The following is a 19,022-nucleotide window of genomic DNA, read 5'->3' on the forward strand; positions in this document are numbered from 1 at the left end:
TAATTGTTTTAGGGAAGGTGCGAACAAGTTCCTGATATGAGATCATCATATTCATCCGGAGCGCATCCCAGAGGGACATCATGAGCCATCAACTCACCTTCGCCGATAGTGAATTCAGCACTAAGCGCCGTCAGACCCGAAAAGAGATTTTCCTCTCCCGCATGGAGCAGATTCTGCCATGGCAGAATATGACCGCTGTCATCAAGCCGTTTTATCCCAAGGCGGGCAATGGCCGACGGCCCTATCCGCTGGAGACCATGCTGCGTATTCACTGCATGCAGCATTGGTACAACCTGAGCGACGGTGCCATGGAAGATGCCCTGTACGAAATCGCCTCCATGCGTCTGTTTGCCCGGTTATCCCTGGATAGCGCCTTGCCGGACCGCACCACCATCATGAATTTCCGCCACCTGCTGGAGCAGCATCAACTGGCCCGCCAATTGTTCAAGACCATCAATCGCTGGCTGGCCGAAGCAGGCGTCATGATGACTCAAGGCACCTTGGTCGATGCCACCATCATTGAGGCACCCAGCTCGACCAAGAACAAAGAGCAGCAACGCGATCCGGAGATGCATCAGACCAAGAAAGGAAATCAGTGGCACTTTGGCATGAAGGCCCACATTGGTGTCGATGCCAAGAGTGGCCTGACCCACAGCCTAGTCACCACCGCGGCCAACGAGCATGACCTCAATCAGCTGGGTAATCTGCTGCATGGAGAGGAGCAATTTGTCTCAGCCGATGCCGGCTACCAAGGGGCGCCACAGCGCGAGGAGCTGGCCGAGGTGGATGTGGACTGGCTGATCGCCGAGCGCCCCGGCAAGGTAAGAACCTTGAAACAGCATCCACGCAAGAACAAAACGGCCATCAACATCGAATACATGAAAGCCAGCATCCGGGCCAAGGTGGAGCACCCATTTCGCATCATCAAGCGACAGTTCGGCTTCGTGAAAGCCAGATACAAGGGGTTGCTGAAAAACGATAACCAACTGGCGATGTTATTCACGCTGGCCAACCTGTTTCGGGCGGACCAAATGATACGTCAGTGGGAGAGATCTCACTAAAAACTGGGGATAACGCCTTAAATGGCGAAGAAACGGTCTAAATAGGCTGATTCAAGGCATTTACGGGAGAAAAAATCGGCTCAAACATGAAGAAATGAAATGACTGAGTCAGCCGAGAAGAATTTCCCCGCTTATTCGCACCTTCCTTAGCTGAACCGCATTTTCAGCACCCGGAGCATTAAGGATCAATATTTGCCCGGGTTTTAACCACCGTGTGTCCCTGTTCACTTGCATAAAATAACGTGCCGCTTCACTGTCTGGTTTATTGAACAGTAGTCTTGCCTGGAAATCTAACGTACCAGCCTGCTGAACAACACAATAACCAGGAGCAACCGTTGATTTTACGCTCATATTGACATCCCTTTGCAAACGAAATTAAGTCTCTATAAATAATGACCGGGGAAAACTCCCCGGTCACGCGCGCAATTACGCTTCTTTGTTTTCTTTGATGTTCCAGCCAGCGCTGCTTTCAGCACCTTTACCACCGGCAGTGGTCTGCTCCCAGTACTGCTGTTTCACTTTCGCAGCCTGGAATGCATAGGTCACGCCAACGGTATCGCCGTTGTCTGCACCCGTGTACTGAACGGAAGTCACGAGAACGTCTTCCAGGGTAATGCGGGTGTATTCAACCTGCTGACCACCCGCTTTGCAGACGGACAGTTCAACTTTGGTCAGGTGTTTACCGCTTGCGCAGTGTTTCAGGATTGCTGTAGTGGATTTGTCGATCAGAGCGTTAACGTGCAGATCGTTAAAGTTCACTTTACCGGCACCGCCGCCACCGCCAACGCTCATATTACCTGGCTGGGACGCGCCCCAGGAGAAGGAGGTAATATCAGTCCAGCCGGTGTGGTTAGAATCTTTAGATTCGCCCGTAACACCCTCGACCTTCAGAAACATATCAATAGCCATAATATCTACTCTTCGTGGATGAACAATATTGCTTTCGAAAAAGCCCTTATATGGCAAACAGGAAAGCATGGGGCTGAATAAAACCGTCCATATTTTACCTCTGCCTCATATCAAACGACCCGTGTCATTTGACAGTCTTACATTCCCCCTGAACGAAAGGAAAGAATGTGAAGTCTTATACTATTGTGGATTATCCTGAATCCAGGTGCGGTCAGGATTTCCGATGATTAATTGAGGAGCAAGTTGATTAAGTTCGTCACTATGATAAAGACGCAGGCAGTTTAAGGTTACGCCTTTTACATCGGGTTTTCTCTCAGAATGAAAGGCATTGGTTGCGCCTTTATATTTATTAATAAGGGCATTAATTTTGTCATTGCCATTTTCAATATCGAAAGGCACCCATTCCAGTAATGCGCTACTGCTACGGGCTGCATCCAGAGAAAACTGGCTGTTATCATCTGCAACTTGTGCCAGGCAGCGAGAAAAAACAACGTCTTTAACAACTTGCTTATAAGGCATTTTTTTGACAAACGACACCGGATCGTCAGTTGCATACACAGAGGCGGAACTGGTGAGCAACAGTAGACTAGCAATCATTTTTTTCATGGCAACTCCCAAAAATTAGCTTTGGTCGTCGTGTAATTCGTCTCCGGCGCATTGAAATAACAGTGATCCGAACAGGTTAAACCATTCCAGAATGTTGCATGACCTGCGGCGTCACTCCAGCCCTGTACCTCAAACAGAATTACGCCCTTTTTGTTGGCTAATTGCTCAACGGGTAAGGAAGGATAACTCACGATCATGTCAGGTTTACCCCACTGACGCGTCAACCAGGCAATGACATCCTTTACGCGGTAGAAGTACCATTTATTATCAGCACCGGATACCGTGAGATTTGCAATACGCGGAACGGGATGCCCGGTATAGTTAAGAACATAACTCATCCGTACGGCACAACTATTTGACCACCCGCCCTCATCTGGCGCTATTTCGAAGTTGTGCTTAACTTTGCCGCCGATAACTTGCTTAACTTTGCCAATAGAATTATTTGCATCGTAAATACGTGTTGCCGCCGCCCAGGCAGCAACAAACGAAGGTCTCGCGGTCATATTTCCTCTCAAATTTCCATACTATAAAGCTAACGCCGGGCATGGCCCCCCGGCGGCAATTATCATTACGCGTCCTTCGTCTTCAGCGACGGCAGTTTAGATACCAGACGCAGGGAAACGGTCAGACCTTCCAGCTGGTAGTGCGGACGCAGGAAGAACTTCGCGGCGTAGTAGCCCGGGTTGTCTTCGATTTCCTGCACCTGCACTTCCGCCGCCGCCAGCGGTTTGCGGGACTTGGTTTCCTGGGAGGAGTTAGCCGGGTCGCCGTCCACGTAGTTCATCACCCAGTCGTTCAGCCAGCGTTCCATCTCTTCGCGCTCGCGGAAGGAGCCGATTTTGTCGCGCACGATGCACTTCAGGTAGTGAGCAAAACGGCAGCAGGCGAACAGGTACGGCAGACGGGAGGCCAGGCGCGCGTTAGCGGTGGCATCCGGGTCGTGGTACTCGGCCGGTTTTTGCAGGGACTGCGCGCCGATGAAGGCGGCGAAGTCGGAGTTTTTGCGGTGAACCAGCGGCATAAAGCCGTTTTTCGCCAGTTCCGCTTCACGACGGTCGCTGATGGCGATCTCGGTCGGGCACTTCATGTCCACGCCGCCGTCATCGCTCGGGAAGGTGTGGCACGGCAGGTTTTCCACCGCCCCGCCGGATTCCACGCCGCGAATCGAGGTGCACCAGCCGTACTCTTTAAAGGAGCGGTTGATGTTGGCCGCCATCGCATAGGCAGCGTTTGCCCACGAGTAGCTGTTGTGGTTCGCGCCGTCGGTCTGCTCTTCAAAATCGAAGCTGTCGACCGGGTTGGTGCGAATGCCGTACGGCAGACGCGACAGGAAGCGCGGCATCACCAGACCCAGATAGCGGGCATCTTCTGATTCACGCAGTGAACGCCAGGCAGCGTATTCGGTGTTCTGGAAGATTTTAGTCAGGTCGCGCGGGTTAGCCAGCTCCTGCCAGGACTCCATCTGCATCACGCCCGGCGCGGTACCGGTGATGAACGGACAGTGGGCCGCAGAGCCGATGCGCGCCATCTCGCCCAGCAGCTCAACGTCCTGCGGGCTGTGGTCGAAGTAGTAGTCGCCCACGATGCAGCCAAACGGCTCGCCACCGAACTGGCCGTACTCCTGCTCGTAGATTTTCTTGAAGATCGGGCTCTGGTCCCAGCCCACGCCCTTGTAGCGCTTCAGGGTGCGGCCCAGCTCCTGCTTGGAGATGCTCATAAAACGGATCTTCAGCATCTCGTCGGTTTCGGTATTGTTCACCAGGTAGCTCAGCCCGCGCCAGGCGCTCTCCAGCTTCTGGAACTCCTCGTGGTGAATAATCTGGTTCACCTGCTGTGAAAGCTGCTCGTCAATACCGGCAATCAGGTTCTGAATGGTGCGGTAGGTATCGTTTGAGAAGGTCACGGTGTTTTCCAGCGCCTGCTGCGCCAGGGTTTTAACCGCGCTTTCTACGGCAGAGCGCGCCTGATCGGTTTTCGGGCGGAACTCTTTATTCAGCAGCGCGCTGAACTCGTCCTGGCTGAACGCCTGGCCCGCCTGCTGATCGTGTTGTTGAGTCTGGTTGCTCATCGATTATTCCTCGCTACCTTTCGCACTTTCGTCATTTTTTGGCAACTGGCTCAGGGATTTGAGCAGCGTCGGATCCTGGAGAATTTTCGCGATCAGCTCTTCCGCACCGTTTTTACCGTCCATGTAGGTCAGCAGGTTGGAGAGCTGGGTACGGGCTTCCAGCAGCTTGTTCAGCGGCTCTACTTTGCGGGCCACCGCGTCCGGCAGGAAGTCGTCCATGCTGTCGAAGGTCAGATCGACGTTGAGCTTACCTTCGCCGGTCAGGGTGTTATCCACCTGGAACGCCACGCGCGGCTTCAGCGCCTTCATGCGTTCGTCGAAGTTGTCGATGTCGATTTCCAGGAACTTACGCTCGTCGACGGCTGGCAGGTTTTCCACCGGCTTGCCAACCAGATCGGCCATAACGCCCATCACAAACGGCAGCTGAATTTTGCGTTCTGCGCCGTAGATCTCTACGTCGTACTCGATCTGCACGCGGGGAGCACGGTTGCGTGCGATGAATTTCTGTCCACTGTTACTCATTGCCATGATGTTCTCCATCAAAGATGCGCGGTGAAGGTGAAACGGCAGACTCCATGCCTGTCGTCATAATGCCAGGACGCGTCATTCGCGGCGTCCAAAGATGTTTTCCAGTTGGTTAACGCCGTCTGGCGCCAGGTCGCGAATAATGTCCATAAAGTTGAGTTCAGACAGCCGCTGCACCCGTTCAATCATCAGCGGCGCGGGGTGACTCGGTTCGTACTGCGCAAAATACTGTTTCGCTTTTTCCAGCATCAGCTGGGCGTCGGCGCGGCTGGTCACCTGCACGCTGCGCCAGTCCGTCACCTGCTGAACGGGCGACGCGGCCACCGGCTGCGGCTCGGCATGCTGTTCAGCCTGCGCGTCACGGGTCGGCAGCAGCTTGCTGATATCGGTCACCTGACAGGCGCTGGAAACCAGCCCGACGGTTTTCAGCAGCTGTTCCATCTCCGGTACGCCACTTTCCCCGAGATAGCCGGTAAGCAGTTCGCGGATGGCCAGCAGGCGTTCGTTGATCACGATTACCGCTTCGGTGCCAGGCTGATCGCCCCGGGCCAGCTCATCGATCAGTCGTGGACGACCGCCCGGATAATCCGGACACTCGGTTTTACTGCCGTCAAGCAGCGCCTGGGCGTCACGGAGCGAAATCTCATCGCCGTTTGAGCGGAGCAGTGAGGCGTTACGCACCGCGACCGTCAGGTCAGATTTATCGCTCAGCCCGGCAAGGGCGTTGATGCGGTAGAACGGATCGGTTTCGCCATACTCTTCCAGCAGCGGGTAAAGTTGCTCCCAGTAACGGGACAGGGCTTCCTGCACCAGCAGTAGCCCGTCGGCGTAACCTGCCAGCCCGCGACGACGTGTCCAGGCATGGGTTAACGCCAGCATGACGCGAAGATCTTTGGTGCGTCCCAGCAGGCTGGTGGCGAGTTTTTCCACCGTATTCCAGTCGGCAGGCTCTGCCGGAATGATAGTGTCGCCAAACTGCTGCTCGGCTTTGCCCTGACTGGCCTGCCCCATGGCCTGGAAATCAGCGTCGTACTCCAGGTTTTCACCGCAGGGGGTATCGGGGCTTATCGGCGCGAGAAATTCATCGATATTCATAAGATCCCTGCTTATTCAAACATAGGCGGGTAAAGACCGTGGCGGCCCGGACGGGCGCCGCCTGCCGGATCGAACAGCAGCGTAAAGAGCTGCCCGGTGAAGTTACCGCTGTGGACGTGGGTGTACAGCGGATAGCCGTCGCAGCGGTTTGTCCACCAGTAGCTGGTCTGGCGCAGCGGATCAAAACACTCCGCCGCCTGCGGCCAGCCCAGCGTGCTCTGACCATCGTCGTCATAGCCAATCACGTCGAGAATGTCGGAACGCTTTTGCGGCTCAACCGGCTGGGGCGCCGGGATGGTCATCAGCATTTCATCCAGCTGGGAGGCAGAATAGCTGTTACGCACCGCGTGCAGCCCCAGACGGCCAAGCTGCTGGTACCAGCTCTCAGCCTGCCCGAGCAGGCGGGATGACCACTCGGCGGGGGTGAAGCTCAGTTGCAGGCATACCGGATAGTGGCGGCCTACGCTGTCACGGCCCGGCAGCAGGCAGCCCATCTGAATCATCTGGCTACCGAGCATCGGCGGGACGACAAAGTTCCACACCGGGGCTTTTGAAAACGGGCGCTCGCCGCTGCGCTGCTCTTCCTGTTGCCAGGCCAGCAGGCCGACCTGGAACCAGTGCGACCACTGGCGTTGCAGGGTATCCGGAAAGCGACGCTGCAAAAAATCTCCGGCGCTGGGTAATTTGCCATACCAGCTATAACGGTTCATCGCAGGGGTATTCGTCATACGGCTGTCCTTGCGGTTATGGGCATGAGAAACGGGGAAGCTGGAACGGGTTGCGGATGCTGTTCGGGGCAAACTCCAGCGTAACCTGATGTCCGTCGACGTTGAAGGTCGCCTGACGGCTCAGGCTACCCGCGCCAGGGCTGGTGCGCGCCTTGTCGAAAAAGCGGTTGAGAGCCCAGGAACCGTTAGTTACCAGCGTTGCGGTGCTGCCATTGGTCAGACCGAGCTGCATACGCACCTGGTTCGTCCCGCCCGGCCCCGGCCAGTTCATGATCTGCACCGCCTGCGGGCCGTGGCTGTAGCGCAGCAGCTGGCCGTCCACGTCCAGCGTCAGGTTCAGAATGGTGTTGTCCATCCGCACGGTGCGCACCGTGACCTTAAAGGATGGCGTGGTCGCGCCGTTGGCAAAGAAGGCATCGCGGACAGACTGCGCCTGCTGGAACGGACGCAACAGCCCTTCGCTGCCCGGCAGCGTTTTACCGTCGATGCCCGGCATAAAGCGCCAGTTCGCCTGGGTGGTGTCCACCTTGTTGGTCAGGTTGTCGCGGAAAAAGGTGTCCATCAGTCCGGTGCCCGGCGCGAACATGCGGGCGAGATCGTCCGGCGTCACCTCGGTGCTGGCGCTGCGCACCAGTGGATAACGCCCGGCAATCGCCTGACGGCAGAACCCACCCACTTCCACGTTAATGCGCTTACGCACGTTCTCCAGATCGCGACGCTGGGTATCGCTGCTGGCGCCGACGGCCATATTGCTGAACATGGTTTGCAGCCCGCCCGGCAGACGTCCCGCGCTGGCTTGCAGGCGGCTGATTGCATCGCCGCCCGGCGCGGGCATACCGCTGTTTGCCGCATCCTGAACGGCGGTCAGGTAGCGATAAAGCTCGTCAACCTGCTTAAGAAAATCGTCAAAGACGATGGTCTTGCCACCCTTCTCCAGCGGCTGCGCCAGCTCAATCATCGGCGCATAGTGGTCGGTCACCAGTTGCTCAGGCGCCTGCGTCACGACCGCGCCCTGCGTCGGGGCATTGTCACCGTTGCTGAACAGCGCTTCCAGCGTGCGGGTGGCGCGGTTGCTTTGGTCTTCCGCTTTCTGCGCATCTTCCGGCGCAGGCGCAGTGCGCGACAGGGTCAGCACCTTGCTCAGGTTAAGCACCAGACGGCGCAGCGGCGAGTTGGAGCCTGAAAGCAGGCGCGCGGTGTTAATACGCTGGGAAAGATCGGCGCTGTTGTTGAGCTGAATGTCAGCGAGAAAGCGATCCCAGTTGACGATAAAGTCGCGCATGTAGAGCTGGCGCACGGCGTTGTCGATCTGCTGTTTATCTTCCTGGGCGGTGGTCGCTCCCAGTACCCAGGCGTCGTCCTCGTGCAGGGCGGTGGTCACGCTGTCGATCTGGTCGTTGAAGCTCTTCCAGTAGCCGTCCGGCGTATAGAGGCCCGGTACGCCCTCACTCACCGGCTTGCCGCTTTTACGGGAAAACACCAGCTCGCTCTGCGGGCCGCCGAGATCTGAAAGCGAAACCGGCTTCAGGTTTTCATCATGCTCCAGCAGACGTTTCAGGCGGCCATATACGCGTGTTGAGAGCGGCTGCTGGTTGATAAGCGCCCTTTCACGTGCCACCAGATCCTCATCCTGCGCATACGGTGAAGCCTGAATTTTTGGCTCCAGCAGCTGCGTCAGGTGCCATTCCAGCTCCTGAAGCTGCGCCTGCGTCACGTTCTGCGGCAGGTTGCGTTGCAGGTTGAGCATCACCCACGAGTGCAGGAATTTGCCGTCATAGTGCTTCGGCTGATAGAGCATCTGATAGGCTTTCAGCGCCTCGTAGCTGTACTCCACGTCGCTGCCGTTGTCGTTGCGCAGCCAGGTGGTAATGTGCATTGCCACGGCGGGCAGCAGCATCTGATCCAGCGCCTTCTGGTACAGAGACTGCGAGGCATCGCTGACGTCATCCCCGCGATAAAGCCCCATGCGGCGGGAAACCGGCGGGTCGTTAACGTCGAAGGCATTGCTTTTCGGCAGATCCACCAGGCTGTTAAGCAGCGGCAGAAGCGCAAACAGATCGCGCTGGGGCTGGTTTTGCAGCGCCTTGCTCTGCTGCTCCAGCATCGGCACTTTTGCGTCCACTTCTTCCAGATAGGCTTTATTTTTGGCGTAGCTGGTCAGCCACAGGCCACCCAGGATCACCAGCAGGGCCAGCAGCGCCGCGTAGCCGGACCACATCACCGCGCGGTTGCGCAGTTCCCACCAGCGGTTTTCCCCGGCGATGCCCGCTTCCTGGAAAATGACGTTTTGCAGCAGGTTTTTAATGAAGAAGCTTTGGCCCTTCGCGCCCGGGATCGGCGCCTCTTTGCTCACCGAATCCCAGCGCGTGCTTTCCCCCCCTTCAGGTAAGGAGAGCGCGCGGTTCAGCTCGCCCATCACGCGGTCAAACGGCATCCCTTCCTGAGTGCCACTGGCAAAGTAGATGCCGCGCGGCGAAAATTCGGTTTCGAAGTTTGAACGGGCAAAGACCGTGCTCAGGTAGTCTGCCAGCAGCGGACGCAGCGCGGCGAACTCCTGCGGGAAGAGATAGGCTTCCGCACGGGTTTTGGCGTCATGCTCTTTGAGCATGGTTTCCGGCAGGCCGGCGTCCAGACGCTGTTGCAGCAGGGAAAATTCCTGCTGGAAGTTGCCCATCAGGTCGTAATCAGCGTGTTTGGTCTGCTCCCACGGCAGCGTAAAGCCCCAGATCTGGTCGCGCTGGGCTTTGTCGTAATCCGCAAACCAGGCGCGGAAGCCTTTAAGCAGGTCCGCTTTGGTCACCATCACATACACCGGGAAGCGAATACCCAGCTGTTCATGCAGCTCGGAGAGACGCTGGCGCAGGTTGACCGCCTGCTGGCGCGAGGCCTCAGCGGACTGCGAAAGCAGGTCGGAAATGCTGATGGTGATAATCACGCCGTTAATGGGCTGGCGACGGCGGTATTTACGCAGCAGGTTGATAAACTCCAGCCACTCCCCAGCGTCCTGAACCTGCTCGCTCTCCTGAGTGGTGTAGCGCCCCGCGGTATCCAGCAGAACCGCCTCGTTGGTAAACCACCAGTCACAGTTGCGCGTGCCGCCAATGCCGCGCAGCGCGGTTTTACCGAAGCGATCCGCCAGCGGGAATTGCAGCCCGGAGTTGGCCAGCGCGGTGGTTTTACCTGAACCCGGCGCGCCAATAATGACGTACCACGGCAGCTGATAGAGGTACTGTGTGCTGAAGCGCTGCGTCCACTGCGCGCCATGTCCCGCTTTGCTGAAGTGGGCTTTTTTCAGCATCTGGGCGGCTTCATCGAAACGCCCGGCAAGGATCTGCTCCTCGCTGTTCAGACGTTTCTGCGGATCGGCCGCCTCCGGGCTGGTGGTATTTTCGTTGAGCTTGTCCATCAGCTTACGGTTCAGCCAGGCGTTATACAGCCGCGGCAGAATGTGGCTCTGGGCCCAAATCAGGTAGACCACCGCAATGCTGATGACGCGGTTCTGCTCTGATTCAAGGGGCCGGGTATCCACGATGGACAACAGCGGGCCAATCATCCAGATGACCGCCGCGAGCGCCGTTACGCCCAGGAAGCTCCACAGAATGCGATTGGTCAGTATAGAAAGTAGAGTTGTCAGCATCCTTAGTTTCCTTGCGGCAATCCGTTCAGCTCGGCCTGGGTATTGTCAGGCGATACCAGCAGCGTAATCTCTACGCGGCGGTTACGGGCGCGATTTTCAGGCGTGGTGTTAGGCGCTACCGGGTTGATCTCACCCCGCCCTTCGGCTTTGACGCGCTCAGGCTGCGAGAGGCTACCCTGGAGCTGTTTTTGCACCGAACGGGCGCGCTCAAGCGAGAGTTCATAGTTAGAAGCGAAGCGTGCGCTGCGGATCGGCACGTTGTCGCTGTACCCCACCACCAGAATTTTGCCGCTGACGTTATTCATCGCCTGGGCGATGCGGTCGATGACCGGCTCATAGCGATCGCGCACCACCGTTGAGGCCGAGGCAAAGAGTCCGTCCCCTTTCAGGATCACCACGCTGCGATCCGCCTCATCCTTAACGGCCACCAGACCGGCATCAATTTCTGGTTTCAGGAAGCCGCGCAGGTTCAGCACCGCCGGCAGCTGACGCGCAGGCTGCTGGATCGTGGTTTCCGGCAGTTGGGACTGGTAAATTTTCGCCAGCACCGGGCTGGTGTTATCACCCAGACGCCAGTTCAGCACGATATAGAACAGGCAGGCGATAAAGCCGACCAGCGCCACGCACGCCCAAAGAGGGATCATCGGCCGCCAGAGCTTGCGCAGAACGGGGCGATCTTCCGGGTGCGGCGAGAGCGGCGGCGGGTAGCTGCCGCGCACGCCACGGATCATCTGCCACAGGCGCTGTTTAATGGTTTCAAGCTGGGTCCGGCCATTGTCCAGCACGCGGTAGCGGCCTTCAAAGCCGAGCAGCAGACAGTAGTTGATCATCTCCAGCAGCAGAATGTGTTCGCGCGGATTCTGCGACAGACGCGCCAGCAGCTGGAAAAACTTCTCACCGCCCCAGGTTTCGTTATGAAACGTCACCAACAGACCATTGCTTGACCAGACGCCGCTGCTTCCCCACGGGGTCAGCGCGGCGGCTTCGTCCAGCGCCGTGCAGAGGCAGTAGCGCGCGCCGACAATCACTTCATACGGTAAGCCCGCCTGCTGGCATCGCACTTCGAAACGGCGAATTTCGTCAATCAGGCGCTGGCGCAGCCCGACCTGATCGTCGTGGGAAACCGAATGACGGATTTGCGGAATCGCATTGAGCAGCGGATTGGCGGCCGCCACCAGCTGATTGTTCCCACTGGCTCCGGTAAACACGGCATCACTGCCGGTATCCTGTCGTTCCTGCATATTAAGCGCTCGCTTTATTATTCTGTCGGGCTACGGATGGCCCAGAACTCCATATCGAGCCCCGGGAATTCCCCTGCGAGATGCAGCGCGAATGCCCCGGACTTGTCCATCTCGTGCCACAGTTCGCTGCCCCTCTCGAGCTCGAAATAGCTGTAGCCTGCATGCCACGGGATCTGCGGCGGCGCGACGGGCATTGCCCGAAGCATGATGCCCGGCAGCTGGAGCTGGACCAGATCGCGAATTTTCGACACTGGCGCAACCTTCATCTGGGCAGGGAAATGGGTTTGCAGGTGTTCGCCGGGGACATTGGCTTTTACCGCCAGCACGAAGCCAAATTCGCGGACCATGCTGGTCTCCGGCACGGTGGCGATGTTCAGCCCGTGGGAGCGTTCGTGCAACGGCAGCTGGATGGCATGATCTTCCATGACCAGCGACAGCCCCTGACGCAGCATCAGCATCAGTTTGCTGAAGCAAACGGCGAGATCGTCATGGTCGTATACCGGCAGTATGCTCTCTGCGGTACGCTGCGGCGTCCAGGTGGCGAGCTCCGTGGCAAACGGCAGCCAGCTGCGCCAGAGCGCTTCAGGGTGAAGCAACGGCAGCGTTTTTAAATGTGAGACGTCGCCAAGGTGGCGGTTGATCAGCGAGAGAAGCGTGAACTCAACCATCTCGGACGTATTGAAACGCCCCGGCTGGCGCAGTCGACCGCCGATCTGCTGGCTACGCTGCACCAGCAAGCCGTGCAGGTCATTGATCATACCGTACAGCTGCGGGCTGTTATTGGCGTTCAGCATTGGCGGAATGTAGCTGTTATCCAGCCGCACGTGGTTGTCGTTGCGCTTTTCGGTGACGTACGCCACGCCGATGGCGGTCCATTCTGCCGTCAGATCTTTCTCCAGCATCAGGGTCAGACGCAGGCGGCCAAACTGGACCGTCGCCTCCCCAACCGACATGGCGTTGTCGTCTTCCACCTCTTGTTCAAAGGTAATAAAACGCGCCAGAGAAGACTGCTCCTCGCTGAAAATCACCTCTTCACGGCCACCGCGACGAACCGGCAGCGCAAGCACCACCTTTTCATTGGTGAGATTATCGGGAATTTTTAGCGGAGCCGGACCGTTGCGGTCGCTGCGAACCTGGAAAAAGGTGCCGTCAGGCAGCAAACCGCTACAGTAGCTCAGGGCAATACAGCCCTGGCGAAGCATCGCTTCATCCAGCTCAAGGTCGAGAAAGCCCCAAAGATACGATCGCTGCAAGGCCCCCCACTCACGAACGTGGTTGAGGAGGTAACTTTCTGTCCGCTGAAAATGGTGGGGACGCAGGAACATGCCCTCGGTCCAGACGACCTTTTCTGCTTTCGTCATGATGATCTCTTTCCTGTTATGAAGGGCGTTACTGGCTGATGACCCGGATACCATTTACGTCAAGAAAGACGCTGGCCTGGAGTTCATCTGCGGACCATTTCCAGAACTGGTAAATCGCGTTTTCGCCGGGAACAGGCAAAGGAAGTGAGACGCGCCATTTTTTGCCGTCCAGCGCCTGGTATTCCGCCATCACGCCGATATAGCGCGCTTCCGGTGAGCTTTGTCCGCTCAGGGTTTTCGAAAGCTGGCCCGGCATCAGGAAGAACACATCGCTGTTCAGCAGATTCGCGCCAAGCGTGGCTGACGCGTTGTTCTGTAAGGAGTAGAAGTCACTGGACATGAAATCCGCATCGGATTTCAGCAGCAACACTCTGACCTTAAGCGGTGCAGAATCATTGATTTGAGGATGAGCCTGAAACTGAAGATTGTAGCGGGAGGGGTCGCTGTGTGAAGACGACGTACAACCACCGATCAGCGCGAGAATCAACGCAAAAAAAGGGAACCACATCCGATGAAAATTTTTATTATTCATAAAAATATGCTCGTGAAACCCGTTTAGTTCAGGATCCAGGTACCGTTCGCGCTGTCTTTGCAGGCTTTGCTGTTGCCATCGACATCAACACAGGTGGTTTTCTTACGCGCTTTCGGGCGCAGTGCCTGTTTACGCACGGTGGCTTCGTACTGGTCAGCCTTGATCACGGCACGCATCGGCACGTAACCAATCAGCTGTTCACTCCCTTCATCGGCCAGCGCCATCCAGAAATGTTCAACCTGCCCCAGCACAACGTAAGTTTTGCCGGTCTCAAGCGTACGGATCACTTTTCCGCCGTAGTCAGGACGGCTCATCAGGGATGCCGGGTACATGGCACGGTACGGTTCATTCACCTGAGTGAACTCCGCCGGAGGGGTAACAGCGTGACGGTGCGTCAGCGTGATGCCATTCACCTGGCTGGTCACAATCGTATCATCGGTGATCGCTGGTTTCTGCGGCGCCTTACAGCCCGCCACCGCCATAACAAACAAAAGTGATAACAATACGCGCAGTTTCATATGCTTTTCCGTAGCGATATTTAGAGGATGAAGAGAGGGGATAAAATTTGACTTAGGTGCTATTGTTAAAATAGTCGGAATATTTTCAGCAGGTAACTATTTTAAGGCATAGCTACCGCACGAACCCGACAGAAATGGGCCCAGCATGCTCCTGACATATTTTGACAAACGGTAGACAAGTTTACATGAGCTTGTCATCAATTCAATATTTCCCACCTGCTTAATGGCGTTTAATGATACGCCCAATGCATTATAGGATTAATCTCATAAAAAATGCGCACTTAGGTAAAATCGTCTTTTTCTTAGACAGATTTCGAGCATAACTCTATGAAAATTAATGGCTAAACAGGAAAAAGAGAACCACTATCATTAACGTAACCCCTTATTATCTCCACTACCATAATTAGTAGAATTTCATTTTTTCTGTGCGCTGCGGGATATATCTGGGATATTTTCATTGTTGCATTCAGAAGATAACTTTTATTGTGCACGAGCGTCCCGCATAAACAAATGGCGGCTAAGAAAATGGCAGAAATTTAATTTCGCGATCCGAAATAACCTGAGCAAAATTCCCCTTTGGGGTTATTTTTTGCACCTAAACAATTAAGCCCGGCTACATCTTTTTGCTCTCTCATCGTTCAGCGCGCTCCCTTGCAGCCCATAAACTGGGGGGGTTCAGCGGCGCTGACAGTGAACCTCACGCAAGAAGTTTTACCGTTACTACATATTTATTTTACTTCTTCCCAACATCTGCCGTTCTACTCTTTCACCCGGCACGCCTCATTTGTCTCTTCTACAATGTTCGCCTGCCGCTTGACTTATTTTGTGATAAAGGTACTTTTCAGGACATGAAGAAGATCCTGATTATCGTTCCCGATGGTGGCATGTTGTTTGAGGCCGCCGGTATCGCCGACATTCTGATGCAGGCCAACCGGCTGCACCCGGACGGCCTTGCGCAGCCCCGCTACCGCACCATTATCGCCACCACCCAGCCTCATCTGGTGATCCACGGCCAGTCCGGCTTGAACCTGCTGGCGGACTATCGCCTGCCGGAGCTTGATCCGCGCGAGCCGCTGGACACGATCATCATTACCGGCCGCGGCATGAATGAGCTGGAGAGCACCGCCGTGGTGGACTGGCTGCACCTGGCCGCGCCGCATGCGCGACGCGTCGCCTCTGTCTGCGGCGGGGCCCTGCTGCTGGCACAGGCCGGACTGCTCGATGGGCGCCGGGCAACGACCCACTGGCGGCTTCTGGAAACCCTGAAAACCCGCTATCCTGCGGTCAACGTTGAGGGCGGCCCGCTCTATGTTCAGGATGGCCCCGTCTGGACGTCCGGCGGCGTCAGCTCCGGGTTTGACCTGGCGCTGGCGCTGGTGGAGGATGATTACGGCTTCACCCTCGCCCGCAATGTGGCGCAGGATATGGTGATGTACCTGCGTCGGCCTGGCGGCCAGCTACAGTTCAGCCGCTATAATCTGGAGCAGTCCGGCGCGACCGGACCAGTCAGCGAACTGCAAAGCTGGATCCTGCAAAACCTCACCGCAGATTTGTGCGTCGAAAGGCTGGCCGAACGGGTCGCCATGAGCCCGCGCAATTTCACCCGCGTGTTCACGCGTGACGTGGGCGTGCCTCCGGCCCGTTATGTCACCGAAGCGCGTCTGGCCGCCGCCCGACAGCTTCTGGAGCAGACCCAGGATCCGCTTGAGGTCATTGCCGAAAAAAGCGGGTTTGGTACCAGCATCAACCTGCGCCGCGTTTTTGAAAAGCAGCTTCATCTCACGCCGGGCGAATACCGCCAGCGCTTCCACTGCCGCAGAATGGCGTAATATGATCCTTTTTTGTCATTTACGCCATCTGACCTGACGCCTACAGTAACTCCAGACAACACAGATAAGGAGTGCATCATGGTTAAGGTCGGTATTAACGGTTTCGGCCGTATCGGACGTAATGTCCTGCGCGCAGCGCTGGGCAACCCGGATCTCCAGATTGTGGCCATTAACGATCTGACGGACAGTAAAACCCTCGCCCATCTGCTGAAATATGACTCTCTGCTCGGCACGCTGCCGGTGCCTGTGGAAGCGGCGGACGGCGCGCTACAGGTTGACGGGCAACGCATCACCGTATTCAGTGAACGCGACCCGGCAAACATTGCGTGGAAAGACGCAGGCGTTGAGGTGGTAATTGAAGCAACCGGCTTCTTCACCGAACGTGAAAAAGCGGCGGTGCATATCACGAGCGGCGGCGCAAAACGCGTCATTATTTCCGCCCCGGCTAAAAATGATGATCTGACGGTGGTAATGGGTGTGAACCACACGCTGTACGATCCGGCCCAGCATTTTGTGGTCAGCAACGGGAGTTGCACCACTAATGGTCTGGCGCCAGCGGCGCAGGTGCTGCACCAGCAGTTTGGCATTGAGCACGGGCTGATGAACACCACGCATGCCTACACCAACAGCCAGGCGCTGCATGACCAGCCGGAAAAAGATCTGCGCGGCGCGCGCGCGGCAGCATTATCCATTGTGCCTTACTCCAGCGGCGCGGCAAAAGCGCTCGGGAAAGTGATCCCCGAGCTTGACGGTAAACTCACCGGGTATTCTCTGCGCGTGCCGGTTCCGGTGGTGTCGATTGTCGATCTGACGGTGACGCTGAGCCGCAACGTGACCGCCGAAGAGGTGAATGACGCGTTCCGTCAGGCTGCCGCCAGCGGGCCGCTGAAAGGCATCCTGGGCTACAGCGATGAACCGCTGGTCTCCCGTGATTATCAGGGCGACCCGCGCTCATCCATCATCGACGGGCTTTCAACGCTGGTGATTGGCGGGAATATGGTGAAGATCCTGTCGTGGTATGACAACGAGTGGGGCTTCTCGAACCGTCTGGTGGATCTGGCGGTGCTGATGGATAAGAAAGGGTTGTAGCCGATCGTATTGCCGGGTGACGCTTGCGCATACCCGGCCTGCAAAATGGCCCCTCTGCCTGCTAACAGAGGGGCATCATGACACTCTTCAGAAATAATATTTAAACCGCACACGACCGCCATAACGATCGTCGTTCTTATCGCTTCCCTTTTTCGGCGACGCGTTCACCCACGAAGCGTAGGCGCCCAGGTAAATGTTAAAGTTCTTCATCTTCATTACGTTGGGAATAAGGTACGACGCATGGACAGTGTGAATATCATACTCACCCGGATCGGTGATCCAGCAATCATTCTCACACTCTGCGTCAAAGGTTGAAGTGTTAAATTCGTCGATTTCGTTATGCGCATAAATATAGCCCAGCTCAGCGTTACGCCACAGGGCATTGACGCCGGAGGTGAAGTCCGTTTCGTCTGCGGCGTCAAGATACGCTGTGTTGAGATTCACGACTATGCCATCCTCAGGATCGGCTTTCAGACCATCCCAGGTCATGGTGAATCCGTAACCGGTGCGGTCAGACTGATCGACCCAACGACCCGCGTCATCCCGATAGCCATAAGCATTGTTGACCAGATTGGTTTCCATGGCGACGGCCGTTGAGAACGGGCCGTCCTGCCACGAAATAACTGGCCGGACATAGGCGACGTTCTTATCATTTTCCAGTTCCGCGCCATGGTAGCGCTGGTCGACGTACAGATCGCTGCCGTCTTTGAACAGCGTATTCAGCTCGAAATACCAGTTATCCAGCGTTTTACTCATCAGGAAGTTACCGCCGCTGTCGGTACGGCCACGCCCCTCTTTCAGCATATAAATGTAACCATAGCCGTCGCTATAAAGATCGTCCGCTGTATTGCCCGAGTATTCAACAAAGGTATCCTGGTTGAGCGGGAACATATCGTAGGCTTCAAAACGTCCAACTTTAATTTCCCAGTCGTTTTCTGCGCCAAAGAAAAATACCGCATCATCAAGGTACATTTGCCCTGCCAAATCGCCCAGTGGTTGTACAGAAAATCCGGAAAAATGGCCGTTATCCATTTTTCGATAACCATCAAACCCCAGCAAAATACGACCATTAATATCCCACCGTTCTTTATCTCCCGGTGCCCAGTCGCTATTAGCACTTTGCTTAACAGAAGTCAGACTGCCGGTTTTGCTGGCAGCATCCATATTAAATTCCACATCGCCATAAAATTTTATATCTCCAAAGCCCGAAAGCGTCAGCTTCGGTGGTGCGTCTTTATTGACGGGCTCTTCTGACTGGACGACCACGGGAGCAGCCTGCTGACTGGCCGCCTGCTGTTGTTTCAACGCCTCGATTTGCGCCTCCAGTTGCGCCAGTTTTTCATCTACGCTCGTCGCGCTTTGTGCCGCAAAAAGAGAGCCAGAACAGAGTGCCCCCACGAGGACAACCATTTTTTTAAATTGCATAGAATCCATCCTGAAATAAAAGTGAATACCCAAAGTGATGGGCCACTCTATTTCGTCTAAATGCTTTTCGGCAGGCTATTATGTTTTTTGTTATGTCGGTTATGTTTTTTACTTTGTGTGACCTTCACGGAAAGTTATTCGCGGAATGTAATAAAGAAACACAATCCCGGTCACAGAATTAAAAAAGGTTGCAACCCATAAGCCTGGTCAATATTCATGGCGTGCCCTGACAGGATATTTAATTAAAATCATTCCCCAAAAAACATTCCCCGAGTAAATAGTTTTCGGCGCGCTTCTCACGTCCGGGCGCGGCGGTAAATTGTCTGGTAATGCGCAAAATGGGATATCTAACACGCGAAGCGGGCAATATTCGTCTAAGGTTTTCAGGTGATTGACGA

Annotated in this window: 17 protein-coding genes; 3 read left to right on the plus strand and 14 right to left on the minus strand. The window is 55.9% G+C overall.

The window, feature by feature from the left end; all coding sequences use genetic code 11:
- The first annotated feature begins 80 nt into the window (after positions 1 to 80).
- The gene (locus tag L379_RS10320) at positions 81 to 1,061 is read left to right on the plus strand and encodes an IS5-like element IS5 family transposase (RefSeq protein ID WP_001575870.1); all 981 of its coding nucleotides are present in this window, start codon (positions 81 to 83) and stop codon (positions 1,059 to 1,061) included.
- A gap of 108 nt (positions 1,062 to 1,169) precedes the next feature.
- Here L379_RS10320 and L379_RS0124120 read toward each other — a convergent pair whose 3' ends face one another.
- From L379_RS0124120 to L379_RS10260, 13 genes are all read right to left on the minus strand, one after another.
- A complete protein-coding gene (locus tag L379_RS0124120) occupies positions 1,170 to 1,412 on the minus strand; it encodes a hypothetical protein (protein WP_050597040.1) in 243 nt (80 codons plus the stop codon).
- A 75-nt stretch (positions 1,413 to 1,487) separates the two neighbouring features.
- The gene (locus tag L379_RS10315) at positions 1,488 to 1,970 is read right to left on the minus strand and encodes an Hcp family type VI secretion system effector (RefSeq protein WP_014884229.1); all 483 of its coding nucleotides are present in this window, start codon (positions 1,968 to 1,970) and stop codon (positions 1,488 to 1,490) included.
- A 180-nt stretch (positions 1,971 to 2,150) separates the two neighbouring features.
- Positions 2,151 to 2,576, minus strand: coding sequence for a T6SS amidase immunity protein Tai4 family protein (locus tag L379_RS10310; RefSeq protein WP_032653915.1), 426 nt, complete (start codon positions 2,574 to 2,576; stop codon positions 2,151 to 2,153).
- Positions 2,573 to 3,079, minus strand: coding sequence for a type VI secretion system amidase effector protein Tae4 (locus L379_RS10305; protein ID WP_032653917.1), 507 nt, complete (start codon positions 3,077 to 3,079; stop codon positions 2,573 to 2,575). Before L379_RS10305 ends, L379_RS10310 begins: the two co-directional genes overlap by 4 nt.
- 65 nt (positions 3,080 to 3,144) lie before the next feature.
- Positions 3,145 to 4,644, minus strand: a complete 1,500-nt coding sequence (gene tssC, locus L379_RS10300) for a type VI secretion system contractile sheath large subunit (RefSeq protein WP_006810956.1) — start codon at positions 4,642 to 4,644, stop codon at positions 3,145 to 3,147.
- Between the two features lie 3 nt (positions 4,645 to 4,647).
- Positions 4,648 to 5,172: a type VI secretion system contractile sheath small subunit gene (tssB, locus tag L379_RS10295; protein ID WP_008502644.1), complete on the minus strand. Its 525-nt coding sequence runs from the start codon at positions 5,170 to 5,172 to the stop codon at positions 4,648 to 4,650.
- 75 nt (positions 5,173 to 5,247) lie between these two features.
- Positions 5,248 to 6,264 carry a type VI secretion system protein TssA gene (gene tssA, locus L379_RS10290; protein WP_032653920.1) on the minus strand — a complete coding sequence of 339 codons (1,017 nt, stop codon included), beginning with the start codon at positions 6,262 to 6,264 and terminating at the stop codon, positions 5,248 to 5,250.
- An 11-nt stretch (positions 6,265 to 6,275) separates the two neighbouring features.
- On the minus strand, positions 6,276 to 6,992 hold the full coding sequence (gene tagF / locus L379_RS10285; protein ID WP_015570330.1) for a type VI secretion system-associated protein TagF: 717 nt from the start codon (positions 6,990 to 6,992) through the stop codon (positions 6,276 to 6,278).
- Between the two features lie 16 nt (positions 6,993 to 7,008).
- Complete coding sequence (gene tssM, locus L379_RS10280; RefSeq protein ID WP_032653921.1) at positions 7,009 to 10,629, minus strand: type VI secretion system membrane subunit TssM; 3,621 nt, start codon at positions 10,627 to 10,629, stop codon at positions 7,009 to 7,011.
- Positions 10,630 to 10,631: 2 nt separating this feature from the next.
- On the minus strand, positions 10,632 to 11,870 hold the full coding sequence (locus tag L379_RS10275) for a DotU family type VI secretion system protein (protein WP_003859963.1): 1,239 nt from the start codon (positions 11,868 to 11,870) through the stop codon (positions 10,632 to 10,634).
- Between the two features lie 17 nt (positions 11,871 to 11,887).
- Positions 11,888 to 13,231, minus strand: a complete 1,344-nt coding sequence (tssK, locus tag L379_RS10270) for a type VI secretion system baseplate subunit TssK (protein ID WP_015570328.1) — start codon at positions 13,229 to 13,231, stop codon at positions 11,888 to 11,890.
- 28 nt (positions 13,232 to 13,259) lie between these two features.
- Positions 13,260 to 13,763 carry a type VI secretion system lipoprotein TssJ gene (gene tssJ, locus L379_RS10265; RefSeq protein WP_022648418.1) on the minus strand — a complete coding sequence of 168 codons (504 nt, stop codon included), beginning with the start codon at positions 13,761 to 13,763 and terminating at the stop codon, positions 13,260 to 13,262.
- A gap of 23 nt (positions 13,764 to 13,786) precedes the next feature.
- Positions 13,787 to 14,281: a hypothetical protein gene (locus L379_RS10260; RefSeq protein WP_006810964.1), complete on the minus strand. Its 495-nt coding sequence runs from the start codon at positions 14,279 to 14,281 to the stop codon at positions 13,787 to 13,789.
- 848 nt (positions 14,282 to 15,129) lie between these two features.
- Between L379_RS10260 and L379_RS10255 the strand changes: the two genes are divergently transcribed.
- Positions 15,130 to 16,110, plus strand: coding sequence for a GlxA family transcriptional regulator (locus tag L379_RS10255; protein WP_032653925.1), 981 nt, complete (start codon positions 15,130 to 15,132; stop codon positions 16,108 to 16,110).
- A 78-nt stretch (positions 16,111 to 16,188) separates the two neighbouring features.
- Positions 16,189 to 17,199, plus strand: coding sequence for a type I glyceraldehyde-3-phosphate dehydrogenase (gene gap, locus L379_RS10250; protein WP_015570325.1), 1,011 nt, complete (start codon positions 16,189 to 16,191; stop codon positions 17,197 to 17,199).
- Positions 17,200 to 17,286: 87 nt separating this feature from the next.
- Here gap and L379_RS10245 read toward each other — a convergent pair whose 3' ends face one another.
- Positions 17,287 to 18,624, minus strand: coding sequence for a carbohydrate porin (locus L379_RS10245; protein WP_023303875.1), 1,338 nt, complete (start codon positions 18,622 to 18,624; stop codon positions 17,287 to 17,289).
- Positions 18,625 to 19,022 lie beyond the last annotated feature (398 nt).

Origin of the sequence: Enterobacter sp. MGH 33 (assembly GCF_000534535.1) — a bacterium.
Lineage (GTDB): Bacteria > Pseudomonadota > Gammaproteobacteria > Enterobacterales > Enterobacteriaceae > Enterobacter > Enterobacter hormaechei_C.